Below are 26,339 nucleotides of genomic sequence, written 5' to 3'. Positions count from 1 at the left end.
TTGGCCGGGCGACCACACGAATTAAGGCACTTTGAGCGCAGGAACCCCCGTGGCGAGGGAGCTTGCTCCCGCTCGGCTCTGTAGGAGCTGGCGAAGCCTGCGATCTTTTGATCTTGATCTTGATCTTGATCTTTCGCTTTCGCTTTCGACTCAATTGTCTGGGACAAGATCGCAGCCTCGTTGCACTCGGCAGCTCCTACACAGCTCCTACGCAGCTCCTACATGGTGGCTATGCAGCTCCTGCGGCCTCGGCGGGATCGGTACCAATCAGGCGATGACCAAGGCCTTTTCGGCGCCTATAATGCCGGCCTTTCGTTCCCTCTCGGCACCTTCGGAGCCCGCATGACCCAGGATCAACTCAAACAGGCCGTGGCCCAGGCCGCTGTCGACCTCATCCTCCCGAAACTGGATGACAAGAGCATCGTCGGGGTGGGCACCGGCTCTACCGCCAATTGCTTCATCGACGCGCTGGCGCGGCACAAGGGTGCGTTCGATGGCGCGGTCGCCAGCTCCGAAGCCACCGCCGCACGCCTCAAGGGCCACGGCATCCCGGTGTACGAGCTCAACACCGTGAGCGACCTGGAGTTCTACATCGATGGCGCCGACGAAAGCGACGCGCACCTGAACTTGATCAAGGGCGGCGGCGCGGCATTGACCCGTGAGAAAATCGTCGCGGCCGTCGCCAAGACGTTCATCTGCATCGCCGATGCCAGCAAGCTGGTACCGGTACTCGGCGCGTTCCCGCTGCCGGTGGAAGTCATCCCGATGGCTCGCAGCCACGTTGCGCGCCAGTTGGTGAAGTTGGGGGGCGACCCGGTGTATCGCGAGGGTGTGTTGACCGACAACGGCAACATCATCCTCGATGTGCACAACCTGCAGATCACCAATCCGGTGGAACTGGAAAGCCAGATCAATGCCATCGTCGGTGTGGTCACCAATGGCCTGTTCGCTGCCCGTCCGGCGGATGTGCTGTTGTTGGGGACGGCTGACGGGGTGAAGACCCTGCGGGCTGAGTAAAAGCCGGGCTGATTCAACACCGAACCCTGTGGGAGCGAGCTTGCTCGCGATGGCGGTCTATCCGACACACTGCTGTTGGTTGACACACTGCCATCGCGAGCAAGCTCGCTCCCACATTGGTTTGTAGTTCAGGGTAAGTGGTTCAAGGCTGCGGCTTCTTGAACACATAGAACAAATTCGGTTCGCTCACCACATACAGGTTGCCATCGTCGTCCATGGCCAGGCCTTCGGCCTGCGGTATGGTTTTTTCCAGTCCATGGCGACCCTTGTTCAACGACAGCGTGCTCAGCGGCCGTCCGTCGATATCCAGCTCGATGATCAGCCGCGACTCATCGGACAAGGCCAGCAGGTGGCCGCTGCGTTCGTCGTATTGCAGGCTTGAGAGATCGCGGACAAACAATCCGGCGTCGCGCTTGGGGTTGTTGACCACATGGACCGCGTAGGATTTCTCCGGGTTGTGGTGGGGGAAACCGTGTACTTCATAGATCAGCATCGGGTCGCGTTCCTTGGCCACAAACAGGCGCTTGCCCACCGAATCATAGGCCAGCCCTTCGAACCCCTTGTTGCTGCGCATGTGCACGCCGAGGGTCATCTGCTCGGCGTCGGCGGCGTCGAGGAATTGAGTGTCGTCTTCCAGGTGAATCTTGATCAGACGTTGCTGGCGCTCGTCAGTGATGACGTAAGTGTCTTCGCTGATGAATTCTACCGCTTCAGAATCGCCAAAGCCGACCAGGGCGATGCGCCGCAAAATCTTGCCGTCCAGCGACAGCTCGATCAGCTCGGCATTTTTATTGGTCACGGTGAATAGGCTCTTGCGGATCGGATCGAACGTCAGTGCTGAAACGTCATCGTCCAGGCCGTCGATCACCTGCGCCTCCACCGTGACCCGGTATTGGTCCAGGGCGATGGCCTCTTCGCTGGTGGGTTTCCAATAGGTATTGAGGTTGAACCAGGTGCGCTCGAACAGGCGCAGGTGCTGGCCGGCGGCGATCAGAAGGATCAGCGCCAGCGTCAGCAATATCAGGATCAAGGGCTTGGGGCGGGCGAGTCGACGCATGTGGGGGTGGGCTCGGATGAGAACAGGTGGTTGGAAATACCACGACTGCCTGAACTGAAGCTTAATGGCTGTGTGCCACACCCTACAGCGAAGGACGATTTATCCTACAGAGTTCGCGCGGTCAGCGTGTTTTTTCAAAACGATAGAACAGGTTGGGTTCGCTGACCATGTAAAGATTGCCTGCTTCATCGACGGTGACCCCTTCGGCGCGTGGGATCGTGTCTTTCAGGCCGTTGAAGCCACCCAGCAGTGTAATGAAGCTGACTTGATCACCTTTTTCATCCAGTTCCAGCAGCAGATGGGAGTCGGCGGACAATACCAGCATATGACCGGTGCGAGGATCGATCGCCAGGGCCGAGAGGTTGCGCAGATCCAGCTCGTTACTCACATGGATCTGCTTGTCGCCCTTGAGCGATTGGCTGCCATCGCTTTTCCAGGTGAACAGGGCGGGTGGGCGCTCTTCTCCCAGCACCAGTTGCTGGTTGCGGGGATCCCAGACGACTGCCTCGAACCCTTTGTTCTGGTTCTTCGATGGGCCAAGGTCGTATTTGGGAAAGTCCTTGCTGTCCAGCGTTTGCGTTTGGGCATCGACCTGCACGATCGACAGGGTATGCTTTCGCTCATCCGTAATGGCCAGCAGGCCGTCTTCCATGTAGGCCACGCCTTCGGGATTACCCCAGCCCACCAAAGGCATCTTGCGCAGCACGTCCCCCTGCAGGCTCAGTTCCGCCAGGAACGGGTTCTTGCCCATGACCGCAAACAGGGTTTTGGTCTGCGGGTTGTAGGTCACGTCCGAGGCTTCGTCCTTTTCCATCCCGGGCAGGGGCTTGGCATCGATCACGGCGCGGTAATCCGGCAGCCAGACACTTTCCTGGCGCTGGGCCGGGCTTTCGAAACGTTCGGACACCCAGAGCAGGCCTCGGTCATCCCAATGCATTGCGAATGCCAGCCCGTAGGCAGCGACGGCCCCCAGCAACAGCCAGGCATACCAAGGCAAGCCAAAGCGAGCGCGTCGGGGGGAAGTGGGCAGGGTTTGGGTCTTGGCCATCGGGGATGCGTTCCAGAAATTCGCACGGGGGATTGGCAGGCTCAGATGCCGCAATCCCCGGAATTATCCGGATGGCATGTGAAAAAAACGGTAAATGGTAGAGCAGGCCTTCACCTATCCCCATGTGGGAGCGAGCTTGCTCGCGATAGCGGTGTGTCAGCCAATATTAAAGTGTCGGATAGACCGCTATCGCGAGCAAGCTCGCTCCCACAGGAGTGGTGGTACAGGTTGGCCGTTAGCGAACGCTGCTCTCGAAGCGGCTCGCCCCCGGCAATTCCAGGACCAGCTCGTCCCCTGCATTCAGCGGCCCGACGCCCGCCGGGGTGCCGGTGAGAATCACGTCGCCGGCCTGCAGCGAGAAGCAGCCGGCCATGTATTGGATCATCGGCACGATGGGGTTGAGCATCAGGTTGCTGTTGCCGTCCTGGCGCACTTCACCATTGATGGTCAGGCGAACCGGGATGTCCGCCAGGTCGGCAAAGGTATCCTTCGAAACAAACGGGGCGATCACCGCCGCACCGTCGAAAGACTTGGCGACTTCCCACGGCAAGCCCTTGGCCTTGAGCTCGGCCTGCTTGTCCCGCAGGGTCAGGTCCAGGGCCGGGGCGAAGCCGGAGATGGCGTCCAGCACTTCTTCAGCGCTGGGCCGGGTGGACAACGGCTTGCCGATCAGCACCGCGATTTCTGCCTCGTAGTGCACCGCGCCGCGGTCGGCCGGGATGCTGAAGCCACCCTCCAGCGGCACCACGCAACTGCCCGGCTTGATGAACAGCAAGGGTTCGGTGGGCACCGGGTTATCCAGTTCCTTTGCATGTTCGGCGTAGTTACGCCCGATGCAGACTACTTTTCCCACCGGGAAATGAATGCGCGTACCGTCGACATACTGGTGCTGATAGCTCATTTACCGACTCCTGCCTTTTCGATTTCAGGTGTTTATTGGTCAAACCGCAAAAATCTTGCCCGGGTTCATGATGCCGTTCGGGTCGAACACCGCCTTCACGGCTTTCATGTATTCGATCTCCACTGGCGAACGACTATAGGTCAGGTAGTCGCGCTTGGTCATGCCCACGCCATGCTCGGCGGAAATCGAGCCGTTGTATTTCTCGACGGTTTCGAAGACCCATTTGTTCACGGTCGCGCACTTGGCGAAGAATTCATCCTTGCTCAGGTTTTCCGGCTTGAGGATGTTCAGGTGCAGGTTGCCGTCGCCAATGTGGCCGAACCAGACGATCTCGAAGTCCGGATAGTGTTCGCCGACGATCGCGTCGATTTCCCGCAGGAAGCCCGGTACTTTTGAAACGGTCACGGAAATGTCGTTCTTGTAAGGCGTCCAGTGCGAGATGGTTTCGGAGATGTACTCGCGCAGCTTCCACAGGTTTTGCAGTTGGGTTTCGCTCTGGCTCATCACGCCATCGAGCACCCAACCCTGCTCGACGCAGTGTTCGAAGGTTTCCAGGGCGTGGTTGGCGACTTCTTCGGTGGTGGCTTCGAATTCCAGCAGGGCGTAGAACGGGCAGTCGGTTTCGAACGGCGCGGGAACATCGCCACGACCGAGGACCTTGGCCAGGGCCTTGTCGGAGAAAAATTCGAAGGCGGTCAAGTCGAGCTTGCCTTGGAAGGCATGCAATACCGGCATGATCGAATCGAAGTCCGGCGTGCCGAGCACCATGGCGGTGAGGTTCTTCGGGGCGCGGTCCAGGCGCATGGTGGCCTCGACCACGAAGCCGAGGGTACCTTCGGCGCCGATGAACAATTGCCGCAAATCGTAGCCGGTGGCGTTCTTGATCAGGTCCTTGTTCAGTTCCAGCACGTCACCCTTGCCGGTGACGACCTTCATGCCCGCCACCCAGTTGCGGGTCATGCCGTAGCGAATGACCTTGATTCCGCCGGCATTGGTGCCGATATTGCCGCCAATTTGGCTGGAACCGGCGGAAGCGAAGTCCACCGGGTAATACAAGCCGTGCTCTTCGGCCTTGTTCTGCAATTGCTCGGTGACCACGCCCGGCTGGCACACGGCGGTGCGGTCGGTCAGGCTCACGTCGAGAATCTGGTTCATGTAGTCGAATGACACCACGACTTCGCCATTTGCCGCCACGGCGGCCGCGGACAGCCCGGTACGCCCGCCCGATGGCACCAGCGCGATCTTGTGCGCGTTGGCCCAGCGCACGATGGCCTGGACTTGCTCGGTGGTCTTGGGGAAAACGATGGCGGTCGGCGCGGGCGCGTAATGCTTGGTCCAATCCTTGCCGTAAGCATTCAGGGAGTCGGCATCGGTCAGGACCTTGCCAGGCTCAACCAGGGTCTTCAGCTCATCTATCACGGCAGGATTGGTCATCGACAGAACTCTCGAACAATTCATGGTCATCCTGAGAACGCTTCACGTCGCAGGAATGGGTGTTTGCGGGGGGCATATGCTAGCATACCGACCCCGCAGCGTAGTGCCCAACGGCTGTTCTGCGGCGACGGCTGTCACGCCGGTCGGGCCAGCCCAGGCTGTCCGATTCCCTGCCATTTTTCTCCGGGACACAGGTTTACGCAGATGAGCAAGACTTCTCTCGATAAGAGCAAGATCAAGTTCCTTCTTCTCGAAGGCGTCCACCAATCGGCTGTCGACGTCCTCAAGTCGGCGGGCTACACCAGCATCGAGTACATCACCAGTTCTCTGCCGGAAGCCCAGCTCAAGGAAAAGATCGCCGATGCTCACTTCATCGGTATTCGCTCCCGTACTCAACTGACCGAAGAGATCTTCGACCACGCCAAGAAACTGGTCGCGGTCGGCTGCTTCTGCATCGGCACCAACCAGGTTGACCTCAACGCAGCGCGCGAGCGCGGCATCGCAGTGTTCAACGCGCCGTATTCCAACACCCGTTCCGTTGCCGAACTGGTGCTGGCCGAAGCGATCCTGCTGCTGCGCGGCATCCCTGAGAAGAATGCTTCCTGCCACCGTGGCGGCTGGATCAAGAGCGCGGCCAACTCCTTCGAGATCCGCGGCAAGAAGCTGGGCATCGTCGGCTACGGCTCGATCGGCACGCAGCTGTCGGTACTGGCCGAAGGCCTTGGCATGCAGGTGTTCTTCTATGACACCGTGACCAAGCTGCCGTTGGGCAACGCCACCCAGGTCAACGACCTGCACGAGTTGCTGGGCATGTCCGACATTGTCACCCTGCACGTGCCGGAAACCCCGGCTACCCAGTGGATGATCGGCGAGAAGGAAATCCGCGCCATCAAGAAGGGCGGGATCCTGATCAACGCCGCTCGCGGCACCGTGGTCAAGCTCGATGCCCTGGCCGAAGCAATCAAGGACAAGCATCTGATTGGCGCTGCGATCGACGTGTTCCCGGTGGAGCCACGCTCCAACGACGACATCTTCGAAAGCCCGCTGCGTGGCCTGGACAACGTGATCCTGACCCCGCACATCGGCGGCTCCACTGCCGAAGCCCAGGCCAACATCGGCCTGGAAGTGGCGGAAAAACTGGTCAAGTACAGCGACAACGGTACGTCGGTATCGTCGGTGAACTTCCCGGAAGTGGCCCTGCCGGCTCACCCTGGCAAGCACCGCCTGCTGCACATCCACGAGAACATCCCGGGTGTGATGAGCGAGATCAACAAGGTCTTCGCCGAAAACGGCATCAACATTTCCGGCCAGTTCCTGCAGACCAACGAGAAAGTCGGCTACGTCGTGATCGACGTCGATGCCGAATATTCGGACCTGGCGCAGGAGAAGCTGCAACACATCAACGGCACCATTCGTTGCCGCGTGTTGTTCTGATCAGGCTGGGCTTGCAATAAAAAAACGGGAGCCCCGCAGGGGGCTCCCGTTTTTTTGCCTGACAGCCCATCAATCCCCTGTGGGAGCGGCGTTGTGTCAGTCGATACGGTGTTATTTCACATTCACTGTGATCTTCTCGGACACAATCGATGGATCGAACGGCATATGGCCGCTGTCGCCCAGGATCAACTGCAAGGTGTGCTTGCCCGGCGCCAGCTTGATGGTGGCCTCGGTTTGCGCCTTGCCGAAGTGCATGTGGTTGGCGTCGGTCGGAATCGGCGCGCCTGCGGCCGGCAGTTTGTCCACATCAATGAGCAGGTGATGATGGCCGGTGTTTTTGGTCGTGTCGCCCGCCGGGGCCAGGGCGATATCCTTGACGCCGAACTTGACCTTGAACTCTTGGCTGACGGTGGCGCCGTCTTCAGGGGAAACGATGAACACTTCTGCGCCTTTGGGGGCCGGGGTTGCGGCTGTCGCCAGCATCGAGGCTCCCAGCAACAGACCGGTCAACGCGGCACGTGACATAAAGCTTTTCATTTTTTTCTCCAGTTTTTCCATGAAATCCGTATGGTCATGACAACTTCATGACCAATCGTTGTCGAAGGCTGCAATAACCATAGCAAAGCGAGCCTGAAACGAGCCTCGCTTGTATAAAAACCTAGGAGTGACCATGCGTTTCCTGCCTGGCCTGATCTGCCTGCTACCCCTGTTGAGCCCTCTGGCCCATGCGGAACTGATCGACGACGTCAACGACCGTGGCGAGTTGCGAATCGCCCTTGAGGCCAACACCGCCCCGTTCAATTTCAAGGAGGACGGCAAGCTCACCGGTTTCGAAGTGGAGCTGGGTGAAATGCTTGCGGGAGAGCTCGATGTCCGGCCTGATTTCGTCGTTACCGATGCCGCGGATCTGTTGTCCGGCGTGGAAAGCGGCAAGTACGACGTCGCCATCAACCACATAGCAATGACCCCGGAACTGGCGGAACGTTTCGACACCAGCACCACTTATAGCCAGCCGGATGCGCAACTGTTGGCGAGCAAGGAAGAGGCGCAACGTCCGCTGGTCCTGGCGCAGTCTTTCCAGCCCGAGGAGAAGAAGGGGCCGGCGCCGAACCTGGTGATTCCATTCCAGAAGGGCAACCCGGCGTTCAAGGCCAGCGTGGACAATGCCTTGGGGCGTATCAAGGATGACGGGCGCTTGGAGCAGCTGACGCAGAAGTGGTTGGTCAAGCAGGATTGAACATCCGTGGACAAGTGCAATCTCTGTGGCGAGGGAGCTTGCTCCCGCTCGGCGGCGCAGCCGTCGTAAAGCGGTTGACGCGGGTCTGTCTGGAAAATCACATCAACCGGATCGGGGTCGCTTCGCGGCCCGGCGGGAGCAAGCTCCCTCGCCACAAGAGCTAGGCACAACCTCGTTATAGAACCGATTTCAAATCTTGCGCCAAACACTCGCCAACCAAGGCTGTTGCTCCCGCGGCAGCCCCGCTGGCCGGTAGTAATGCTCCAACTCCTCAAAACCCGCCGCCGTGAGCAGCGTGCGCCAGGCCGAGAGATCGTGGTAGGCGCCGAAGCGCTGGCCGTTCCAGCCTTCCTGGTTTTCGCCCCGGGGATTTGAGCTGAACAGCACGCCGCCGGGCTTGAGCGTGGCGTGCAATTGCTGGAGGACGCGGGGCAGTTCCTGGACGGGAATGTGAAACAGCACGGCGTTGGCGAAGACCCCGTCGAAACGCGCCGCCGGCAGGTCCAGTTGCAGGAAATCCTGTTGCCAGACCTCGCAGCCGCTGTCCTGGCGCGCCATGCGCGCGAACTCCTCGGACCCGTCGAGGCCCACCGCGACGTGGCCCATGGCCGTGAAGGTGCGCAGGTCTCGTCCCGGACCGCAGCCAAAATCGAGGATGTGCAGCGGCGGCTGGCCTTGAATGTGTCGCAACAAGGCGTCGATGTTCTGGCTGACATCGTGATCGCGGGTGCCTTCGCGAAAGCTTTCCGCCACGGCGTTGTAATGCCCCAGTGTGGTGGCGGTGATCGTGTGCAGGTCGTCGGCGCTGTGTTTCATGGTCGCTGGCTTTGGATAGGAGTGTTCGACGACTATACCGCAAGCTCGCCCACACAAATGAAGCGCTCTTCAGCGCTTGTTCAACCCCCGCGCCAGCCGGTCCCCGCCCAATTGGATCACCGCCACCAACGCCACCAGCAACACGATCACCGTGAGCATGATCTGGCTGTCGAAACGCTGGTAACCATACCGATACGCGATATCGCCGAGGCCGCCGGCGCCTATCGCGCCGGCCATGGCCGAGGAGTTGATCATCGTCACCAGCGTGATGGTAAAGCCGCCGACGATGCCGGGCAGCGCTTCGGGCAGCAGCACATGCCAGACGATATGCCAGCGCCGGCAACCCATCGCCTGGGCTGCTTCGATCAGGCCGTGGTCGACTTCCCGCAGGCTGACTTCGGCGATACGCGCAAAAAATGGCGTAGCCGCAATGGCCAATGGCACCACGGCGGCCCACACGCCATAGGTCGTGCCGACGATCAGGCGGGTGAAGGGAATCAGCGCGACCATCAGGATCAGGAAGGGTATCGAGCGGAACAGGTTCACGAACGCGCCCAAAGCCCTGTTCAAGGCCGGCGCTTCATAAATCCCACCCTTGCCGCTCGTGACGAGGATCACCGCCAGCGGAATACCCGCCAGCAACGCGATCAATGACGACACGCCGACCATCAGGAAGGTGTCGATGAAGCCCTGCAATAACCGATCAAACCACATAACCCAGCACCTCCACCTGTTGTGCCCAATTGCCCGCGCGCTGACGCAACTCGTCGGCGCTCCAGGCCGAGCCGCTTACCGCCAGCAGCAACTGTCCCAGCCCGTGGCCCTGAATCCGTTCGATGCCGCCGTGGAGCAGGCGCACCCGCCCACCGAGGGCGCTGAACAAGGCTGCCAGGTCCGGGTCATCCTTCGTGGCGCCGGTGAATTGCAGGCGCAGCACCGTGGCCGCGTCCGCTGATGCTGGATGGGGTTGCAAGCGGCTTTGCAACGCTTCGGGCAGTGCGTGCTGCAACGGCGCCAAGAGCGTCCGGCTGACGTCATGTTGCGGGTTGCCGAAGACTTCCCAGACCGGCCCCTGTTCGACGATCCGCCCTTGTTCGAGCACCACCACCCGGTCGCAGACTTCGCGGATGACCGCCATTTCATGGGTGATCAGCACGATGGTCAGGCCCAGGCGCTGGTTGATTTCGCGCAGCAAACCGAGGATCGACTGAGTCGTCTCCGGATCGAGCGCCGAGGTGGCCTCGTCGCATAACAGGATCTGCGGGTCATGGACCAGCGCCCGGGCAATCCCGACACGCTGCTTCTGACCGCCCGAGAGCTGCGCCGGATAGGCGCCGTGCTTAGCTTGCAGACCCACCAGCTCCAACAGTTCGCGCACCTTTTGCTGGCGTTGTTCCTTGGGCACGCCGGCCACCTTGAGCGGCAGCTCGACGTTCTGCCACACCGTCTTGGCCGACATCAGGTTGAAGTGCTGGAAGATCATGCCAATGCGTCGGCGCAACTCCACCAGCCGATCTTCGTTGAATTCGCCAATGTCCACCTGATCGATCAGCACGCGCCCGCTGGTGGGCTGTTCGAGGCGGTTGATGGTGCGGATCAGTGATGACTTGCCCGCGCCGCTGCGGCCGATGATGCCGAATACCTCGCCGCGCTGGATCGCCAGGTCGATGCCTTGCAGCGCGGCCACCGGGCCCTGGGTGCCAGGGTAGGTCTTGCCCAGGCCGATGAAGCGCACGTGGGCACGGTTCAATTCTGGGTGCAGCTCGGTCTGGTCGGCGATGTGGGGCGCAGGGGCGTCATGACGGAGTCGAGCGTTGACGGCACTCATGTTCAGCCTTCCCAACCGGCTTGGTAGAGCTTGCCGTGGGCCTTGTCCAAGGCTGCGCGCACAGCGGGCGAGTGCTGGTAGATATCGACGAATTTGATCAGCCGTGGATCGTCCTTGCTCTTGGGCTGGATCACGAACTGGATGACGTACTCCTTGTGATCCAGGCCGTCGAACAGCAACGCGGACGTCGCATCGAAGGTGTTCGCCAAGCGGATGTACGCCGGATAGCCCTGCACCAGATCGGCGTCTTCATAGGCGCGCACCAGTTGTACCGCTTCGACTTGCAGAATCTTGAGCTTCTTCGGGTTGGCCACGATGTCATCTTCGGTGGCTTTGTAGCCGACCCCTGGCTTGAGCGTGATCAGCCCGGCCTTGGCCAGCAGTTGCAAGCCACGTCCGCTGTTGATCGGGTCGTTGGCAATGGCGACGCTGGCGCCTTCGGGCAGCTCGGCGAAGCTTTTGTATTGCTTCGAATAGAGGCCAACGTTGTTGATGATGCCCGGGGCGAACGGCACCAGGTTGAAACCTGCGGCGGCCTTGGCGTTTTCCAGGAAGGGGATGTGCTGGAAGTAATTCACGTCGATGTCGCCCGAAGCGAGGCTGACGTTGGGCGCGATCCAGTCGCTGAATTCCACCAGCTCGACCTTCAGGCCTTGTTTATCGGCCTCTTGCACCGCTGCCTCCAAGGGAATGGCGAAGGCGGCGGTGGTGCCGATTTTCAGCGGGGCGTCGGCGGCGAACAGTGCCGAGCTGAACAGGCCGAGGGCCAGGGCCAGCGTTTTGACTGGCAGGGTGAGGAAGTGCTTGGTCATGTCGGATATTCCAGTCAGTGATTGAGTCATGTGCTTTCGTGGCGAGGGAGCTTGCTCCCGCTGGGCCTGTAGGAACTGCATAAGAACTGTGTAGGAGCCGCGTAGGAGCTGCCGAGTGCAACGAGGCTGCGATCTCTCCCCTGCCGATTGAATCGAGAGCGAAACATCAAGATCAAAAGATCGTCCGAACGCGGCCCGAGCCTCCGCCAGCTCCTACAGAACCGAGCATGTGCAAGCTTCCTCGTCACAGGGTCAGTGCCGGTAGGTTGAGCCGGTGTGCCGTTCGGGCAAATGAGCCCCTGCGTGAAACAGCTTTTCGCGCAGTGGGCCGTTCTCGTATTCGGTCTTGTATGACCCGCGTCGCTGCAGCTCGGGGATCACCAGGTCGATGAAGTCCACGTAGCTTTGCGGCGTGACGATGCGGGTCAGGTTGAAGCCATCGAGGCCGGTTTCGGCGATCCAGGATTCCAGCTCATCGGCGACCTGTTCGGGCGAGCCGACCACGGTGATATAGCGACCGCCCAAGGCGTGTTGCTCCAGCAGCTTGCGGCGGGTCCAGTCGTTGTTTTGCAGGGTCTTGGTGGCGGACTGGATGGCGTTGCTCTTCACGTACTGGATCGGTTCGTCCAATTCGTACTCGGAAAAATCGATGCCCGTCGACGCGGAGAAATGCGCCACCCCGGCTTCGGCACTGGCGTAGCCCAGGTATTCGGCATGCTTGGCCCAGGCCGCTGCTTCGGTCTCGCCGACGATCACGTTCAGGCCCATGAACACCTTGATGTCCTCGGGGTTGCGCCCGGCCTCGATGGCACTGGCCCGGACCTTGTCCACCTGGACCTTGGTCGCCGGTTTGTTCTGGCCGCTGATGAACACGCATTCGGCGTGGCGTCCGGCGAACAGCAGGCCCCGCTCCGAACTGCCGGCCTGGAACAGCACGGGTGTGCGCTGGGGCGACGGTTCACAGAGGTGATAGCCTTCGACCTGATAGAACTCGCCCTGATGCCGGACCTTGTGCACCTTCTCTGGCTGGGCATAAATCCGCTGCTGGCGGTCGTTGAGCACCGCGTCGTCTTCCCAGCTGCCTTCCCACAGTTTGTAGAGCACTTGCAGATATTCGTCGGCCTGGTCGTAGCGGCGGTCATGTTCGACTTGGGAGGTGAGCCCCATCGCCTTCGCGGCGCTGTCCAGGTAACCCGTGACGATGTTCCAGCCGACCCGGCCGCGACTCAGGTGGTCCAGCGTGCTCATGCGCCGGGCGAACAGGTACGGCGGCTCGTAGGTCAAGTTGGCGGTGAGGCCGAAGCCGAGGTGTTTCGTCACGGCGGCCATCGCCGAGACCAGCAGCAGCGGGTCGTTGACCGGCAGTTGGATCGACTCTTTCAGCGTGACATCCACCGACTGCTGGTAGACGTCATAGACCCCGACGATATCGGCGATGAACAGTCCGTCGAATAATCCGCGCTCCAGCAGCTGGGCCAGCCCGGTCCAGTATTCAATGGTGTTGTACTGGGTCGACATGTCCTGCGGATGGGTCCACAGGCCGTGATTGATATGGCCGATGCAGTTCATGTTGAACGCGTTGAGGAGGATTTTTTTCTTGCCGGCCGCCATCAGATCGTCCCCCGCAGCGGCGGTTTTTCATCGTTGAGGTAGAAATTGCCGACCGCGTGATATTTCCAGCGCACCGGGTCGTGCAAGGTGTGCACCCGGGCGTTGCGCCAGTGGCGATCGAGGCCATGTTCGGCCAGGGTCGCCTGGCTGCCGGCCAGTTCGAACAGCGTGCTGCCAGCCGCCAGGGAGATTTCCGTGCTGATCGCCCGGGCTTCTGCCACCGCGATCGAGGCCGCGGCTACCGTTTCTGCGTTCGTGTCGGCCTGGGCGCGGTCGAGGAATTCACCGGCGCGTTCCAGCAGGGCTTCGGCGGCGTGTAGGCGAATGCTCAGGTGGCCGAGGCTCTTGAGGGTGTGTGGGTCCTGGGTCGCGACGTCACTGGTGGCGTCGATCCATGGCCGGGTCTTGTGGCGGACAAAATGCAAGGTGTCCTCATAGGCGGCCCGGGCGATACCGGTATCGATGGCGGCGTGAAGGATCTGCGCCAGCGGGCCGACCGGGGTGGGGCGTTCGAAGGCGCTCTGGAAGGGCACGATGTCCTCGGCACCGACCTGGACATCCTCGAAGACCACCGAGCCGCTGCCTGTGGTGCGCTGGCCGAAACCGCTCCAGTCATCGATGACCGTCAGGCCTTGGCTGTTGCGCGGGACGAACGCCAACTGCTGCACTCCGTCCTCGTCCACCACCGATGTAGGGATGCGCTGGGCATAGATCGCCCCGGTGGCGTAGAACTTGCGACCATTGATGCGATGGCCGTCGCCGTCACGGCGCAGCTGGGTGATGCGGTCATGGGCCGTCTTGGTCCCGAGCTCCGCCAGGGCATTGCCGAATCGCTGGCCGGCCAGCACCTCGGCGTACAGGCGCTGCTTCTGGGCTTCGCTGCCGTTGACCCGCAGCACTTCCAATGCGTAGAAATGATTTTGCGGAACCTGGCCGAGCGAGCCGTCGGCCTGGGCGATCAGCGCAACGACCTTGGCCAGCGTGACGTTGGATACGCCCGCGCCGCCATAGGCCTTGGGCACGCTGATGCCCCACAGGCCCGAGCGCGAGAACGCCTCGAGTTCCGGGTGCGGCAGGCGCCGCTCGCGGTCGCGCAGGGCACTGTCGCGCTTGAAGTCTTCGGCCAGGTCGCTGGCGACAATCAGGGCTTGTTCATCGCTGGTAATCACCGCGACGTGTTGGGAAAGCGTCATGTGCTGCTCCAGGGGTCGGGTCGTCAGATCCACGAATGTCGGGCTGGCAGGGTGCCGTTCAGTCGATAGTCGCCGACCGCGTGGTATTTCCAGCGCACCGGGTCGTGCAGGGTGTGGACCCGCGCGTTGCGCCAGTGGCGATCAAGGTTGAATTCGGCGAGGGTGGCGCGGCTGCCGGCCAGTTCGAAGAGCTTTTCGCTGGCCTGCAGGGCGATTTCGGTAGTCAGCACCTTGGCTTCGGCGACGGCTATCGAGGCGCGGGCGGCGGACTGTTCGGTGATTGGCGCGGCGTTGACCTGATCGAGGACTTGCCCAGCCTTGCGCAGCAACGCCTCGGCGGCGTGAAGTTCGATTTTCAGCCTGCCGACGTCGGCAATGACGTACAGGTCATCGCTGGCCCGCTCGACCTTGGCCTCGATCCAGGGCCGTGCGCGTTCACGAACGAAGGCGATCGCGTCATCGATGGCGCCCCGGGCGATGCCCAGGTCGATCGCGGCCTGGATCAGTTGCGAAAACGCCCCCTGCACGTTTGGCACTTCATTGATGCGCCAGTTGTCCAGCACCAGCTCGGCGTCGACCCGCACATTGTTCAGCAGGACCGTGCCGCTGGCCGTGGTGCGCTGGCCAAAGCCCGACCAGTCATCGACGATGCGCAGGCCGGGAGTGCCGCGTCGAACGAACGCCAACACCTGGCGACCCTCGTCATCCAAAGCCTTGACGGCGACCCAATGGGCGAACAGCGCACCGGTGGAATAGAACTTCTGGCCATTGATGACGAAGCCGTCGCCGTCGGCCGTGATCCGCGCCTTGAGTTCCAAGGTATTGCGGGTGCCGCGTTCCGGTCCGGCGTTACCGATGCGCCAGCCTTCGAGCAGGCTCTGCAGGAGAATCTTCTTTTGTCGCTCGGTGCCCGTCGCGAGAATCAACTGGAGCACGCCGAACTGGTTCTGCGGAATCTGGCCGAGGGCCGGGTCTGCTGCGGAAATGATTGCGAACACTTCGGCGACGGTGACCGAGGAGACTTGCGGTCCGCCGTATTCGCGAGGAACGGCAATGCTGCCGAGGCCGCTACGGGTGAACTGCTCGATTTCCGACCAAGGCAACTTGCGCTGCTGGTCGCGACGCGCGGCTTGCTGGCGGGCGACCTGTGCCAATTGATGAGCGGCCTCGATGGCCTCCGCATCGTTGCGCAGTACCTGTGCCGGCAATAACAGCGGCGCGATGTCCTGGTCGCTCTGGACCTTTGCCTGGGCCAAATCGGACATCACAGCCGCTCCAGGGCTGCGTGCAGGGCCGTGGCGCTCTGCACCGGGGTGATTGTGTTCCGTACCATACCCACCTCACATCTCAAGAAAACACCGCGATGAATGCGGCGAGCGAAATCAAGAATGTCCGGTGGTCCGGTTCATATACCCTAAACGTGCATAAACCGTTTTTGAACTAACTTTTAGGAATAATCATAGGTTGGATTTGATTCCCGGTGCGGGCTGCACTTTTTTCGGCGGGTTTTTCAGGCAGGGATGGGCGCTCCCGATCTTCAATGTTCGTGGCGGCGCCCAACGGGAATTGTTGCCTACCCGGTCAATGATGCAATAGGTCACTTCCAGGCGCAGGTCCTCGCCAGCTTCCATGATGATTTCCGGCGGCACCCAGACGTGGATCGGCTGGCCCACCTCGCCAGGCTTTATTCTCGGCAGGTCCATGCGCACATCGCCCCAACGCACGGTAATCGCGTCGTCGGCGGCCATGTTCAGGTAGGGCTCGATGGTCAGCGGCACGCCACGTTTGATCTGGTTCGGGTTCACGCCCTGGCGGCGGATGGCTTGTGGAATCCGCACCGGCGCCAGGCTCTGGTTTTCATCACCGGTCAAGGTCGAGGGTCGGCCACCGGGGCAATCGAGCTTGACCTGGACCTGTTGCGTGGCCGATCGCGCTGGCCCTCGGCCAATTTGCATGACGCGATAGTGTATGCGTGAGGTCCCATTGACGATAAAGCTCTCCGGCACCCGCAACGTGATGCTGCCGTGCGTATCCTCATGTGACAGCAGGCGAGAGCCGACATAGCAGTTGTCCCAAAACAGTTCGACCACATCGCCGACGTCCATGCCCGGGTAGGCGGCAATGATGATCTCCAGATGGGTGGCGCTGGTAATGTTGATTCCGGCGCGCTGTGCGTTCGCCAAGGTGGGCGCGGCCAGTTCAGGAATAGTTGACGTACATGTCATGTTGGTACTCCTTTGAATTATTAAACGAACCATTTTTTCGTGGAGACAGGAAGCCTGCTTATCCAGCCTGATCAATCGCTCGGCAAATAAGTCGTTAACTTGTATGGGTACTTCGGAACGATGAGCTTGGTCTGTCCGTCCCTAGATAAAGGGCCAGTAGTTTTAATGTCAATAGAGCGGCGAGCTTAATAGCTAGTTGTGCAAGTCTTCAGAAATATCCTACGCGCCGAAGGTACTAATGCGCGGCTTTCGACGCCCTTTTCCTCGGCTTGTGCGGTATATGTGAGGCTGGGTCGGGAGCAGGTCAGGTCAAGGCGGTAATTTTGTTTTTGCGATAATCGTATTGGTTTTGGCGACTCATTCGAGCAGGAGTGAATGCCAGGTTTTGCTTTGGGCTGGAAGTTGGCGGAGACATTGGTAAGTTTTGTCGAAGCTTTCATTCCATGAAAGTTTCGACAAGGAGATAAGTTATTGCGCGCCGTGCCCGGCAGAGAGGAACTTGCTGAGGAACTGTCGAGTGCGCTCTTCTTTAGGGTTCGCGAACAAAGCCTTGGCTTCGCCTTGTTCGACGATGACGCCTTTGTCGAAAAACACCACGCGATTGGCCACATCCCGGGCGAAGCTCATTTCATGGGTCACGATGACCATGGTGCGCTTTTCCTCGGCCAAGCCGCGAATCGTCGCCAGTACTTCACCCACCAGTTCCGGGTCCAGCGCCGAGGTCGGCTCGTCGAAGAGGATCACCGCCGGTTCCATTGCCAGCGCGCGAGCAATTGCCACGCGCTGTTGCTGACCGCCCGACAGGCGCCTCGGATAGGCGTTTTCCTTACCGGCCAATCCGACCTTGGCCAATAGCTTGCGACCCAACGTCTCGGCCTCCGCGCGCGGCGTCTTTTTCACCACGATCGGACCTTCGGTGACGTTTTCCAATGCCGTGCGATGGGGGAACAGGTTGAAGTTCTGGAACACGAAGCCCACCTGCTGGCGCAGGCGACGCACCAGGCCTTGCTGCTGGTTCAACGGGCGACTGCCATCGATCTCGATGTCGCCGACCTTGATCCGGCCGCTGCTGGGTTCTTCCAGGAAGTTCAGGCACCGCAGGAAGGTGGTCTTGCCCGAGCCGCTGGGGCCGATGATCGCAACCACTTCGCCTTCCTCTATCTTCAGGTCGATGCCGTTGAGCACCACCTGACCCTTGAACTGCTTTGTCAGTTTTTCCACGACAATCATGGGTCAGGACTCCTGGTCGTGCCGATTGACCCGGGCTTCCAGTACGTTCTGCAGGTGCGAAAGCACGGTGGCAAGAACCCAGTAGATCAGCGCGGCGGCAAGATACATGGTGAAGATTTCGAAGGTTCGCGCGGTGATCAACTGCGCCTGGCGGAACAGCTCCGGTACCTGGATAGTCGCCGCCAGCGCGGTGTCCTTGACCAGGGAAATGAAGCTGTTGCCCAACGGTGGCAGGGCGGTGCGGGCGGCTTGCGGCAGGATGGCCCGGCGCAGGGTCTGCGCACGGGTCATGCCGATACTCGCCGCCGCTTCCCACTGGCCGCGCTCGATGGAACTGATGGCGGCCCGCAGGATTTCACACGCATAGGCGGCCATGTTCAGCGAGAAACCGATCAGCGCCGCTGGCAGCGGATCCAGCTCGATGCCCAACTGCGGCAACCCGTAATAGATCACGAACAATTGCACCAGCAACGGCGTGCCGCGAAAGAACGACACGTAGATGCGGGCGATCCAGTTCACCAGCGTGAAGCGCGACAGGCGCATCAGCGCCAGGCCGAACCCCAGCAACAAGCCGAAGAACATGCCGCCCAGGCTGAGGATGACCGTGTAATACGCGCCCTTGAGCAGGAAGGGCGCGGAGTCCAGCGCGAGTTGAAGAGCTGCTTCCATTATTGGGTGACGTCAGCGCTGAAGTATTTTTCCGAGAGTTTTTTCAACGTGCCGTCGGCGCGCAGTTTTTCGATGGCCTTGTTCACGGCGGCCAGCAGCTCAGGCTCGCCTTTACGCAGGGCGATACCGGACTCCTGGCGAGAGAAGGCTTCGCTGGTGACGGTGGTGTCCTTGGCTTTCTTGGCGTATTCCAGCGCGGCCAGGCGGTCGATCAGGATGGTGTCGATACGGCCGACGCGCAGATCCTGGAACTTGGTCGGATCGTCGTCATAGGTCTTGACTTGGGCGCCCGGTACTTCGGCCTTGACCCATTGTTCGTAGTTCGTGCCCAGGCCCACGCCAACTTTCTTGCCATCCAGGTCAGCGGCTTTCTTGATATTCAGCTCGTCGGCCTTCTTGGTCAGGACCAGCGCTTGAATCCCGGAAACGGTGTACGGCTCGGAGAAGTCGTATTTCTTCTTGCGTTCTTCGGAGATAGTCACCTGGTTGACTACAGCGTCCAGACGCTTGGATTCCAGCGCCGCGAGAATGCCCGCCCATGGAGTGGTCTGCAGCTTGACCTTCACACCCAGCTCCTTGGCCAGGGCTTCGGAGAACTCCACTTCGAAGCCGGTCAGTTTTCCGCTGTCATCAACGAAACTGAACGGTGGATAAGTGCCTTCCAGGCCGATCTTGATTTCACCAGCGTCCTTGATTTTTTGCAGTTGCTCACCGGCAACCGCTTGCCCCAGCAGGCCGGCGCTCAATGCCAGGCCCAGCGAACCCACCAGCAGGTTGCGACGTAATGCGGAAAAATTCATGACAAGCCCCTGTGTTTTCTTATGACGACGTTATTTTGGCTGAGATAAGGCGTAGCCGCGATTCGAAAAGATTGCCACATCCTGCCTTAAAGCAGCCTGGACGTCTCGCGGCAGGCGAGACTATAGGGTGGGTTTTATAGATTGGAAAATAATATTAAATAAAGCATCTATGCTAATTTGGAATGAGGGCCTGTGGGAGCGAGCTTGCTCGCGATGGCGGTGTGTCAGTTAAACAATTGTCGGCGGATTTATCGCTATCGCGAGCAAGCTCGCTCCCACAAAAGCCCTCCATTGAGTCCTCCACTAAGCCGAGAACGCCGTGTTATAGGCAAACAACGCCGGCGCGCCGCCGGTGTGCAGGAAGATGATCGGACCGTCATCGAAACGGTCGCGGCCGATGCCATCGAGCAAGCCGGCCATGGCCTTGCCGGTATAGACCGGATCGAGCAGCAGACCTTCCTGGCTCGCCAGAAGCTTGACCGCTGCCAGTGTCCCGGCATTCGGTTCGCCATAGCGTGGCGCGAAATACTCATCCCACAGATTGACCTTGAATGCCTCTGGGAGGGCCACTTCAAGCAGCTCCGCAGTGCGCTCGGCCAGGCCCTGCACCTTCGGGAACTGGTCCTCTTCGCTGCGCGAAACCGTTACGCCAATGACCGGAAGCGCAGGCAGGCTTTCGCTCAAGGCCAGCGCCAGGCCGCTGTGCGTGCCGGCACTGCCCGAGGCCAGTACCACGGCGGCGAAATCGAGTCCGGTGTCCTTGATCTGCTCGGCCAGCTCCAGGCCGGCGCGTACATAACCCAGCGCGCCCAAGGCATTGGAACCACCAATCGGCACCAGGTACGGTTTTTTGCCGTTGCTGCGCAGACGGCCAGCGAGGGCCTGCAATTGGTCATCGGCGTTGTCCAGGTTGTCTACCTGCTCGACCTTGGCGTCGAAAAGCTCCAGCAACAGACGATTGCCGTTACCCAGGTAATTGCTGTCCTCGGTACCCATCGGGTTTTCCAGCAGCGCCACGCAGCCCAGGCCCAGCTTCGCGGCCAGGGCTGCGGTCTGGCGTACATGGTTGGACTGGATCGCCCCGGCGGTGATGAGGGTATCGGCGCCTTGGGCGATGGCGTCGGCGGCCAGGTATTCGAGCTTGCGCAGCTTGTTGCCGCCCAGGGCCAGCGGCGTCAGGTCGTCGCGCTTGATGTAAATGTCCCGGCCGAGCCAGGCGCAGAGGCGATCGAGTTTTTCCAGGGGTGTCGGGTGGCCGAGCAGGTCAAGACGATGAAAGCGAGACAGCTGTTCTTTGATCATGGGTCCGTACTGGTTGTAGGCGATGCCTGGACTATAGGCACGTGGATATTGAGGGGCAACCGGGATGTTTCCGTTCGGGCGTGGATGCGGCGACACCGCCGCCGGTTTGGCTTGTGCCGGACCTGTGGGAGCGAGCTTGCTCGCGATGGCGGTGCAGCGATCAATAGAGATATTGGATGTCAGGCCGTCATCGCGAGCAAGCTCGTTCCCACAGGGGTATCTGCCCTTGAACACTGAACGAATGCCCGCCAGGCACCGTCATACCCAGCCATGGGCTAGGGTAGGAAAGCGTGCCGTTGAGCCCTGCGATTAGTCCTTAGCTAGCTATTCATGTTTAACTTGAACGTTCATTCAAGTTAAACCATTGGTTTGCTGCCCGCTCACAACAGGAGGCTTGCCTTTGCCGAGTCCGTTTGCACACGTCACGATTTCGCTTTGCGAGGTGCTTCGTCGATGAGTACTTCGTCCCTTTCACCCAGCGGCCTGGTCCGCATGAATCCGCCGGTGTTTTACTTCGCCGCGACTTTCATTCTGCTGTTCGGCCTGGTGGTGATCGCCATGCCCGCGCAGGCCGGCGCCTGGCTGCTGGCGGCCCAGAACTGGGCAGCCAACACGGTCGGTTGGTACTACTTGCTGGCGATGACCCTGTATTTGATTTTCGTGGTGGTCACCGCATTGTCTGGCTACGGCAAGATCAAGCTCGGTGCCGACCACGACGAGCCTGAATTCAGCTACTTGTCCTGGGCCGGCATGTTGTTCGCCGCCGGGATCAGCATCACGTTGTTTTTCTTTTGTGTTTCCGAGCCGCTGACCCATCTGGCACAGCCGCCCCAAGGCGAAGCCGGTACCGCTGACGCGGCGCGCCAGGCCATGCAGATACTCTTCTTGCACTGGGGCCTGCACGGCTGGGGGGTGTTTGCTTTTGTCGGCATGGCCTTGGCGTACTTCGCCTACCGGCACAATTTGCCGCTGGCCTTGCGATCGGCGTTGTATCCGTTGATTGGCAAGCGCATCAACGGTCCGATCGGTTATGCCGTGGATGGCTTCGGCATTATCGCGACGGTCTTCGGTCTCGGTGCGGACATGGGGTTTGGTGTGCTGCACCTCAATTCCGGGTTGGATTACCTGTTTGGCATCGCTCATACGCAGTGGATCCAGGTCGGCCTGATCGTGCTGATGATGGGCGCTGCGATCATTGTCGCGGTGGCCGGCGTCGACAAAGGCGTGCGGGTGATGTCCGACATCAACATGTTGCTGGCCTGTGCGTTGCTGTTGTTCGTGCTGTTTGCCGGCCCGACCCAGCACTTGCTCAACACGCTGATCCAGAACGTCGGTGACTATCTCGGCGCCTTGCCCATGAAAAGCTTTGACCTGTACGCCTACGACAAGCCGAGCGACTGGCTGGGCGGGTGGACGGTGTTCTATTGGGCATGGTGGATTGCGTGGTCGCCGTTCGTGGGGCTGTTCATTGCACGCATTTCCCGTGGTCGGACGATTCGCGAATTCGTCTTTGGCGTGCTGTTGATTCCCCTCGGTTTCACCCTGGCGTGGATGTCGATCTTTGGTAACAGCGCCCTCGACCAAGTGTTGAACCATGGCATGAGCGCCTTGGGGATGTCGGCGGTGGATAACCCGTCGATGAGCCTTTACCTGCTGCTGGAAACCTACCCGTGGAGCAAGACGGTCATCGCTGTCACGGTGTTTATCAGCTTTGTGTTTTTCGTCACATCCGCCGACTCCGGCACCGTGGTGCTGTCCACGCTTTCGGCCAAGGGCGGCAGTCCGGATGAAGACGGACCAAAATGGCTTCGTGTGTTCTGGGGCGCAATGACCGCCCTGGTGACCAGCGCCTTGCTGTTCTCCGGCAGCATCGATGCGCTCAAGTCAGCGGTGGTGCTGACCTCATTGCCCTTTTCGCTGATTCTCTTGCTGATGATGTGGGGACTGCACAAGGCGTTCTACCTCGAATCCCAGAAGCAGATCGCGCAACTGCATTCATTGGCGCCCGTTTCGGCTTCGCGACGGGGCACTGGCGGTTGGCGCCAACGCCTGAGCCAGGCGGTGCATTTTCCCTCTCGCGACGAGGTGTACCGCTTCCTCGACACCACGGTGCGCCCGGCCATCGAAGATGTGAAAGCGGTGTTCATCGAGAAGGGGCTGACCGTGATGACCCAGCCCGACCCGGCGACCGACAGTGTCAGCCTGGAAATCGGCCACGGTGAGCAGCATCCGTTCATCTACCAGGTGCAGATGCGCGGCTACTTCACGCCGTCCTTCGCCCGGGGTGGCATGGGCTCCAAGCAAATCAACAACCGGCGTTACTACCGTGCCGAAGTGCACCTGAGTGAAGGCAGCCAGGATTACGACCTGGTGGGCTATTCCAAGGAGCAGGTCATCAACGACATCCTCGACCAGTACGAGCGGCACATGCAGTTCTTGCATCTGGTGCGTTGACCAGCGGTATCCGGTGTTCATCTGCCCCGCATCGCGAGCAAGCTGGCTCCCACAAGGGAATCCGCTGACCCTCTGGGAGCGAGCTTGCTCCGGCGGCGATCCGACGAAAGCGGTTTCACTGGCTGCGCCGAACTCAGCCTCAGACCAATCCGCCATTGGCCCGCAGGATTTGCCCATTGACCCAACCGGCAGCCGGGCTCACCAGGAAAGATACGATGCTGGCGATGTCTTCCGGCTGGCCGAGGCGCTCCAGGGGCGGCATCTTCGCGTAGTGCTGGACTTGCTCTTCGCTTTTGCCGTGCATGAACAGTTCGGTGGCGACCGGCCCCGGCGCCACGGCGTTGACGGTGATCTGGCGACCGCGCAGCTCCTTGGCGAACACCTGGGTCAGCGACTCCACCGCGGCCTTGCTGGCGATGTACACCGAATAGCCAGGCAGGTTCAGGCCCACGGTACTGCTGGAAAAATTCACGATGCGGCCGCCGTCGTTCAGCCGAGTCGCGGCCTCGCGGAGGGTGTTGAAGGTACCGCGCGTGTTGATGGCGAACGTACGGTCGAACAGCTCGTCGCTGTGCTCTGCCAAGGGCATGACCTGGAGAATGCCGGCGTTGTTGATCAACACATCGACCTTGCCCAGTTGCGTTTCGACTTCATCGAACATCCGGCTGACATCGGCGGCAACCGACACGTCGGCCTTCACCGCTATGGCCTGGTGACCGGCCTGGCGCAGCTGCACGACCAGCTTGGAAGCTTCGGTGGCGCTGCTGGCGAAGTTGACGGCAACGGCGAAGCCGTCGCTGGCCAGTTGCTTGGCAATCTGTGCGCCGATGCCGCGGGAGGCGCCGGTCACGATGGCAACTTTGGAGTTTGGAGCAGTCATGGCGAGTATCCCCTTGGGATGCAGTGATGGGTTGCAGGCAGATTCACATGTTTACTCTCGCCGATAAATGCCGGAAAGTTGCCTTGACTGTTCAATAATCTTCAACAATCGGAGCGCGGGATTTCGATGGACCAGGTCAAGGCCATGCGGGTATTTGTCCGCATCTACGAGCGCAGCAGCTTCACCCTGGCTGCTGAAGACTTGAACATGCCACGGGCCACGCTGACTCATACGCTCAATCAGTTCGAGGCCTGGTTGGGTGTGCGTTTGCTTGAGCGCAGCACGCGCAAGGTACGCCCGACCCTCGATGGCGAAGCCTATTACCCGCGCTGCGTACAATTGCTGGCGGAACTGGAAGAAGCCGAACTGGCGTTTCGCGGCGTGGCGCCCAAAGGCAAGCTGCGGGTGGACCTGCACGGAACGCAGGCGCGATATTTCGTCATCCCGGCGTTGCCTCAATTCATGGCCCGCTACCCCGAAATCGAACTGTTCATCAGCGAGGCGGACCGGTTTGTCGATCTGATTGCCGAAGGCGTCGATTGCGTCGTGCGCTCCGGCACGTTGGCGGATTCGTCATTGATTGGCCGGCGTGTCGCCAATCTTCGGCAAGTCACCTGCGCCAGCCCCGCTTATTTGCGCCAATATGGCGAGCCGAAAAGCCTTGATGACTTGCGGCATCACAAGGCCGTGAACTACGTCTCGCGCACGACCGCCAAGCTGTATCCGTTCGAATTCATGGTCGACGGCGAACTCAAGGAAGTGTCGATTGGCGGCACGTTGTCGGTGTCCGGCGCGGAAATCTACGCCGCGTCGGCCATTGCCGGCATGGGCCTGATCCAGTGTCCGTATTACCGAATGGAGGAGCCGATCCGGCAGGGCCTGATCCAGGAGGTGCTCGCCGCGACGCCGCCACCCTCCATGCCAGTGTCGGTGCTTTATCCGCACAACCGACACATGTCGCCACGGGTTCGGGTGTTCGTGGACTGGGTGGCGGAGGTGTTTGCGCAGGCGCGTTAAGGTTTGGCTACCAAGGACCTTGTGGGAGCGAGCTTGCTCGCGATGAGGCCATTGCAGTCGATAGTTTTTTTGGCTGATCCACCGCTATCGTCGGATCGCCGCCCGGAGCAAGCTCGCCCCCACACTTGCCATGCGAACTTTCGGCCTGACCGATGCGTCTGTGAAATGTTAGTTTCTGCCATTCGCCGTTCGCACAGAGAGCCTTTTCGATGACCTACACCGCTGCGCAAAACCGCTACGAGTCCATTCCCTATCGCCGCGTCGGTCGCAGCGGGCTGGTGCTGCCGGCCCTGTCACTTGGCTTGTGGCACAACTTCGGCGACAGCACGCCGATCGATACCCAGCGAGCCTTGCTGCGCACGGCGTTTGACCTGGGCATCAATCACTTCGACCTCGCCAACAACTACGGCCCGCCCTACGGCAGCGCCGAAATCAATTTCGGCCGGTTGTTACGTGAAGACTTCAAGCAGTACCGCGATGAACTGATCATCTCCAGCAAGGCTGGCTGGGACATGTGGCCCGGCCCGTATGGCCAGGGCGGCGGTTCACGCAAATACGTACTCGCGAGTCTCGACCAGAGCCTGCAGCGCCTGGGGTTGGACTACGTGGACATTTTCTATTCCCACCGTTTCGACCCCGACACGCCGCTGGAGGAAACGGCCAGCGCGCTGGCGACGGCCGTGCAGCAGGGCAAGGCTTTGTACATCGGCATCTCTTCGTATTCGGGCGTGAAGACCCGGGAAATGGCCGCGCTGCTCCAGGAATGGAAAGTCCCGCTGCTGATCCACCAGCCGGCCTACAACCTGCTCAATCGCTGGGTGGAAAAAGACCTGCTGGACGCCACCGAGGAACTCGGCACGGGCGTCATTGCCTTCACGCCGCTGGCCCAGGGCCTGCTGACCGACAAATACCTCAAGGGCATTCCGGCCGATGCGCGGGTGAATCGCCCGGGGGGTGGCTCGTTGCAAGCTTCGCATTTGTCCGAGGAAAATATCGCCCACGTGCGCGCCCTCAATGAAATCGCCCAGCGTCGCGGCCAGAGCCTGGCGCAGATGGCGCTGGCCTGGACCTTGCGCGATCCACGGGTCACCTCCGCCCTGATCGGCGCGAGCCGACCGGAGCAGATCGTCGAGAACGTCGGGGCCCTGCGCAATCTCGATTTCAGCGCCGAAGAGCTGGCCGAGATCGATCGCTTTGCCCAGGAGGGCGGGATCAACCTGTGGGAGAAGCCTTCGACGGCGGAGTAATACCGAACACCCCTGTGGCGAGGGAGCTTGCTCCCGCTGGGCCGCGCTGTAGGGGCTGTCGAGCGAAGCGAGGCTGCGATCTTTCCGCTGATACTTCGGGTCTCAAGCGAAAGATCAAAAGATCAAA

24 protein-coding genes are annotated in these 26,339 nt (G+C 60.7%); 6 read left to right on the top strand and 18 right to left on the bottom strand.

The annotated features are described in order from the left end of the window. Positions 1-342: 342 nt before the first annotated feature. Positions 343-1,017, top strand: a complete 675-nt coding sequence (gene rpiA / locus M8Q45_RS23580; RefSeq protein WP_249876595.1) for a ribose-5-phosphate isomerase RpiA — start codon at positions 343-345, stop codon at positions 1,015-1,017. Between the two features lie 142 nt (positions 1,018-1,159). On the opposite strand, the gene M8Q45_RS23575 is transcribed toward rpiA, so the two are convergent. The 4 genes from M8Q45_RS23575 to M8Q45_RS23560 form a co-directional block, all read right to left on the bottom strand. Next, on the bottom strand, positions 1,160-2,074 hold the full coding sequence (locus M8Q45_RS23575) for an SdiA-regulated domain-containing protein (protein WP_249876594.1): 915 nt from the start codon (positions 2,072-2,074) through the stop codon (positions 1,160-1,162). A gap of 121 nt (positions 2,075-2,195) precedes the next feature. Beyond that, entirely contained in the window at positions 2,196-3,122 is a 927-nt protein-coding gene (locus M8Q45_RS23570; protein WP_249876593.1) for an SdiA-regulated domain-containing protein, read from the bottom strand. A gap of 235 nt (positions 3,123-3,357) precedes the next feature. Beyond that, positions 3,358-4,023 (bottom strand): fumarylacetoacetate hydrolase family protein, encoded by a 666-nt coding sequence (locus M8Q45_RS23565; protein WP_217860963.1) that lies wholly within the window; start codon positions 4,021-4,023, stop codon positions 3,358-3,360. A 39-nt stretch (positions 4,024-4,062) separates the two neighbouring features. Then, complete coding sequence (locus M8Q45_RS23560; RefSeq protein ID WP_249876592.1) at positions 4,063-5,457, bottom strand: D-2-hydroxyglutarate dehydrogenase; 1,395 nt, start codon at positions 5,455-5,457, stop codon at positions 4,063-4,065. A gap of 204 nt (positions 5,458-5,661) precedes the next feature. Between M8Q45_RS23560 and serA the strand changes: the two genes are divergently transcribed. Continuing rightward, positions 5,662-6,891: a phosphoglycerate dehydrogenase gene (serA, locus tag M8Q45_RS23555; protein ID WP_039592617.1), complete on the top strand. Its 1,230-nt coding sequence runs from the start codon at positions 5,662-5,664 to the stop codon at positions 6,889-6,891. 111 nt (positions 6,892-7,002) lie between these two features. Here the strand turns inward: serA and M8Q45_RS23550 are convergent, their stop codons facing one another. Beyond that, positions 7,003-7,428 (bottom strand): DUF4399 domain-containing protein, encoded by a 426-nt coding sequence (locus M8Q45_RS23550; RefSeq protein ID WP_181290259.1) that lies wholly within the window; start codon positions 7,426-7,428, stop codon positions 7,003-7,005. 133 nt (positions 7,429-7,561) lie between these two features. Between M8Q45_RS23550 and M8Q45_RS23545 the strand changes: the two genes are divergently transcribed. After that, positions 7,562-8,128 (top strand): transporter substrate-binding domain-containing protein, encoded by a 567-nt coding sequence (locus M8Q45_RS23545; RefSeq protein ID WP_249876591.1) that lies wholly within the window; start codon positions 7,562-7,564, stop codon positions 8,126-8,128. A 189-nt stretch (positions 8,129-8,317) separates the two neighbouring features. On the opposite strand, the gene M8Q45_RS23540 is transcribed toward M8Q45_RS23545, so the two are convergent. The 12 genes from M8Q45_RS23540 to M8Q45_RS23485 all read right to left on the bottom strand — a co-directional run bounded on the left by M8Q45_RS23540 (position 8,318) and on the right by M8Q45_RS23485 (position 20,614). Further along, positions 8,318-8,944 carry a class I SAM-dependent methyltransferase gene (locus tag M8Q45_RS23540; RefSeq protein WP_249876590.1) on the bottom strand — a complete coding sequence of 209 codons (627 nt, stop codon included), beginning with the start codon at positions 8,942-8,944 and terminating at the stop codon, positions 8,318-8,320. 69 nt (positions 8,945-9,013) lie between these two features. Then, a complete protein-coding gene (locus tag M8Q45_RS23535; RefSeq protein ID WP_030140516.1) occupies positions 9,014-9,658 on the bottom strand; it encodes a methionine ABC transporter permease in 645 nt (214 codons plus the stop codon). Next, positions 9,648-10,772: a methionine ABC transporter ATP-binding protein gene (locus tag M8Q45_RS23530; RefSeq protein ID WP_249876589.1), complete on the bottom strand. Its 1,125-nt coding sequence runs from the start codon at positions 10,770-10,772 to the stop codon at positions 9,648-9,650. Before M8Q45_RS23530 ends, M8Q45_RS23535 begins: the two co-directional genes overlap by 11 nt. Positions 10,773-10,774: 2 nt before the next feature. Then, positions 10,775-11,584 carry a MetQ/NlpA family ABC transporter substrate-binding protein gene (locus M8Q45_RS23525; RefSeq protein ID WP_249877384.1) on the bottom strand — a complete coding sequence of 270 codons (810 nt, stop codon included), beginning with the start codon at positions 11,582-11,584 and terminating at the stop codon, positions 10,775-10,777. A 252-nt stretch (positions 11,585-11,836) separates the two neighbouring features. Continuing rightward, positions 11,837-13,195, bottom strand: a complete 1,359-nt coding sequence (locus M8Q45_RS23520; protein ID WP_249876588.1) for an LLM class flavin-dependent oxidoreductase — start codon at positions 13,193-13,195, stop codon at positions 11,837-11,839. Then, positions 13,195-14,388, bottom strand: coding sequence for an SfnB family sulfur acquisition oxidoreductase (locus M8Q45_RS23515; RefSeq protein ID WP_249876587.1), 1,194 nt, complete (start codon positions 14,386-14,388; stop codon positions 13,195-13,197). The genes M8Q45_RS23520 and M8Q45_RS23515 overlap by 1 nt, the downstream gene beginning before the upstream one ends. 23 nt (positions 14,389-14,411) lie before the next feature. Beyond that, positions 14,412-15,653, bottom strand: coding sequence for an SfnB family sulfur acquisition oxidoreductase (locus M8Q45_RS23510; RefSeq protein ID WP_249876586.1), 1,242 nt, complete (start codon positions 15,651-15,653; stop codon positions 14,412-14,414). 192 nt (positions 15,654-15,845) lie between these two features. Continuing rightward, complete coding sequence (locus M8Q45_RS23505; RefSeq protein WP_249876585.1) at positions 15,846-16,613, bottom strand: hypothetical protein; 768 nt, start codon at positions 16,611-16,613, stop codon at positions 15,846-15,848. Positions 16,614-17,081: 468 nt separating this feature from the next. Continuing rightward, positions 17,082-17,843 (bottom strand): L-cystine ABC transporter ATP-binding protein TcyN, encoded by a 762-nt coding sequence (tcyN, locus tag M8Q45_RS23500; protein WP_198797036.1) that lies wholly within the window; start codon positions 17,841-17,843, stop codon positions 17,082-17,084. A 3-nt stretch (positions 17,844-17,846) separates the two neighbouring features. Further along, entirely contained in the window at positions 17,847-18,512 is a 666-nt protein-coding gene (tcyL, locus tag M8Q45_RS23495) for a cystine ABC transporter permease (RefSeq protein WP_249876584.1), read from the bottom strand. Further along, positions 18,512-19,312 carry a cystine ABC transporter substrate-binding protein gene (gene tcyJ / locus M8Q45_RS23490; RefSeq protein ID WP_003196665.1) on the bottom strand — a complete coding sequence of 267 codons (801 nt, stop codon included), beginning with the start codon at positions 19,310-19,312 and terminating at the stop codon, positions 18,512-18,514. The genes tcyL and tcyJ overlap by 1 nt, the downstream gene beginning before the upstream one ends. Before the next feature lie 303 nt (positions 19,313-19,615). Continuing rightward, on the bottom strand, positions 19,616-20,614 hold the full coding sequence (locus M8Q45_RS23485; RefSeq protein WP_249876583.1) for a D-cysteine desulfhydrase: 999 nt from the start codon (positions 20,612-20,614) through the stop codon (positions 19,616-19,618). 492 nt (positions 20,615-21,106) lie between these two features. On the opposite strand from M8Q45_RS23485, the gene betT reads away from it, so the two are divergent. After that, positions 21,107-23,068 (top strand): choline transporter BetT, encoded by a 1,962-nt coding sequence (gene betT / locus M8Q45_RS23480; RefSeq protein ID WP_249877383.1) that lies wholly within the window; start codon positions 21,107-21,109, stop codon positions 23,066-23,068. Positions 23,069-23,207: 139 nt separating this feature from the next. Here betT and M8Q45_RS23475 read toward each other — a convergent pair whose 3' ends face one another. Further along, complete coding sequence (locus M8Q45_RS23475; protein WP_249876582.1) at positions 23,208-23,948, bottom strand: SDR family oxidoreductase; 741 nt, start codon at positions 23,946-23,948, stop codon at positions 23,208-23,210. Between the two features lie 126 nt (positions 23,949-24,074). Here M8Q45_RS23475 and M8Q45_RS23470 point away from each other — a divergent pair, with 126 nt between their 5' ends. Both M8Q45_RS23470 and mgrA read left to right on the top strand, forming a co-directional pair. Further along, the gene (locus tag M8Q45_RS23470) at positions 24,075-24,965 is read left to right on the top strand and encodes a LysR family transcriptional regulator (RefSeq protein WP_249876581.1); all 891 of its coding nucleotides are present in this window, start codon (positions 24,075-24,077) and stop codon (positions 24,963-24,965) included. 209 nt (positions 24,966-25,174) lie between these two features. Beyond that, positions 25,175-26,212, top strand: a complete 1,038-nt coding sequence (gene mgrA / locus M8Q45_RS23465; protein WP_249876580.1) for an L-glyceraldehyde 3-phosphate reductase — start codon at positions 25,175-25,177, stop codon at positions 26,210-26,212. The last annotated feature ends 127 nt before the right edge of the window (positions 26,213-26,339 follow it).

This window comes from Pseudomonas sp. T1.Ur, from assembly GCF_023516725.1.
In the GTDB taxonomy this organism is placed as follows: Bacteria; Pseudomonadota; Gammaproteobacteria; order Pseudomonadales; family Pseudomonadaceae; genus Aquipseudomonas; species Aquipseudomonas alvandae.
This window is presented reverse-complemented; position numbering and strand designations above follow the sequence as displayed.

Excerpts from the sequence above, each read along its gene's own strand:
- rpiA (WP_249876595.1), top strand. The coding sequence starts at position 343 with ATGACCCAGGATCAACTCAAACAGGCCGTGGCCCAGGCCGCTGTCGAC.
- M8Q45_RS23575 (WP_249876594.1), bottom strand. The coding sequence starts at position 2,074 with ATGCGTCGACTCGCCCGCCCCAAGCCCTTGATCCTGATATTGCTGACG.
- M8Q45_RS23570 (WP_249876593.1), bottom strand. The coding sequence starts at position 3,122 with ATGGCCAAGACCCAAACCCTGCCCACTTCCCCCCGACGCGCTCGCTTT.
- M8Q45_RS23565 (WP_217860963.1), bottom strand. The coding sequence starts at position 4,023 with ATGAGCTATCAGCACCAGTATGTCGACGGTACGCGCATTCATTTCCCG.
- M8Q45_RS23560 (WP_249876592.1), bottom strand. The coding sequence starts at position 5,457 with ATGACCAATCCTGCCGTGATAGATGAGCTGAAGACCCTGGTTGAGCCT.
- serA (WP_039592617.1), top strand. The coding sequence starts at position 5,662 with ATGAGCAAGACTTCTCTCGATAAGAGCAAGATCAAGTTCCTTCTTCTC.
- M8Q45_RS23550 (WP_181290259.1), bottom strand. The coding sequence starts at position 7,428 with ATGAAAAGCTTTATGTCACGTGCCGCGTTGACCGGTCTGTTGCTGGGA.
- M8Q45_RS23545 (WP_249876591.1), top strand. The coding sequence starts at position 7,562 with ATGCGTTTCCTGCCTGGCCTGATCTGCCTGCTACCCCTGTTGAGCCCT.
- M8Q45_RS23540 (WP_249876590.1), bottom strand. The coding sequence starts at position 8,944 with ATGAAACACAGCGCCGACGACCTGCACACGATCACCGCCACCACACTG.
- M8Q45_RS23535 (WP_030140516.1), bottom strand. The coding sequence starts at position 9,658 with ATGTGGTTTGATCGGTTATTGCAGGGCTTCATCGACACCTTCCTGATG.
- M8Q45_RS23530 (WP_249876589.1), bottom strand. The coding sequence starts at position 10,772 with ATGAGTGCCGTCAACGCTCGACTCCGTCATGACGCCCCTGCGCCCCAC.
- M8Q45_RS23525 (WP_249877384.1), bottom strand. The coding sequence starts at position 11,584 with ATGACCAAGCACTTCCTCACCCTGCCAGTCAAAACGCTGGCCCTGGCC.
- M8Q45_RS23520 (WP_249876588.1), bottom strand. The coding sequence starts at position 13,195 with ATGGCGGCCGGCAAGAAAAAAATCCTCCTCAACGCGTTCAACATGAAC.
- M8Q45_RS23515 (WP_249876587.1), bottom strand. The coding sequence starts at position 14,388 with ATGACGCTTTCCCAACACGTCGCGGTGATTACCAGCGATGAACAAGCC.
- M8Q45_RS23510 (WP_249876586.1), bottom strand. The coding sequence starts at position 15,653 with ATGTCCGATTTGGCCCAGGCAAAGGTCCAGAGCGACCAGGACATCGCG.
- M8Q45_RS23505 (WP_249876585.1), bottom strand. The coding sequence starts at position 16,613 with ATGACATGTACGTCAACTATTCCTGAACTGGCCGCGCCCACCTTGGCG.
- tcyN (WP_198797036.1), bottom strand. The coding sequence starts at position 17,843 with ATGATTGTCGTGGAAAAACTGACAAAGCAGTTCAAGGGTCAGGTGGTG.
- tcyL (WP_249876584.1), bottom strand. The coding sequence starts at position 18,512 with ATGGAAGCAGCTCTTCAACTCGCGCTGGACTCCGCGCCCTTCCTGCTC.
- tcyJ (WP_003196665.1), bottom strand. The coding sequence starts at position 19,312 with ATGAATTTTTCCGCATTACGTCGCAACCTGCTGGTGGGTTCGCTGGGC.
- M8Q45_RS23485 (WP_249876583.1), bottom strand. The coding sequence starts at position 20,614 with ATGATCAAAGAACAGCTGTCTCGCTTTCATCGTCTTGACCTGCTCGGC.
- betT (WP_249877383.1), top strand. The coding sequence starts at position 21,107 with ATGAATCCGCCGGTGTTTTACTTCGCCGCGACTTTCATTCTGCTGTTC.
- M8Q45_RS23475 (WP_249876582.1), bottom strand. The coding sequence starts at position 23,948 with ATGACTGCTCCAAACTCCAAAGTTGCCATCGTGACCGGCGCCTCCCGC.
- M8Q45_RS23470 (WP_249876581.1), top strand. The coding sequence starts at position 24,075 with ATGGACCAGGTCAAGGCCATGCGGGTATTTGTCCGCATCTACGAGCGC.
- mgrA (WP_249876580.1), top strand. The coding sequence starts at position 25,175 with ATGACCTACACCGCTGCGCAAAACCGCTACGAGTCCATTCCCTATCGC.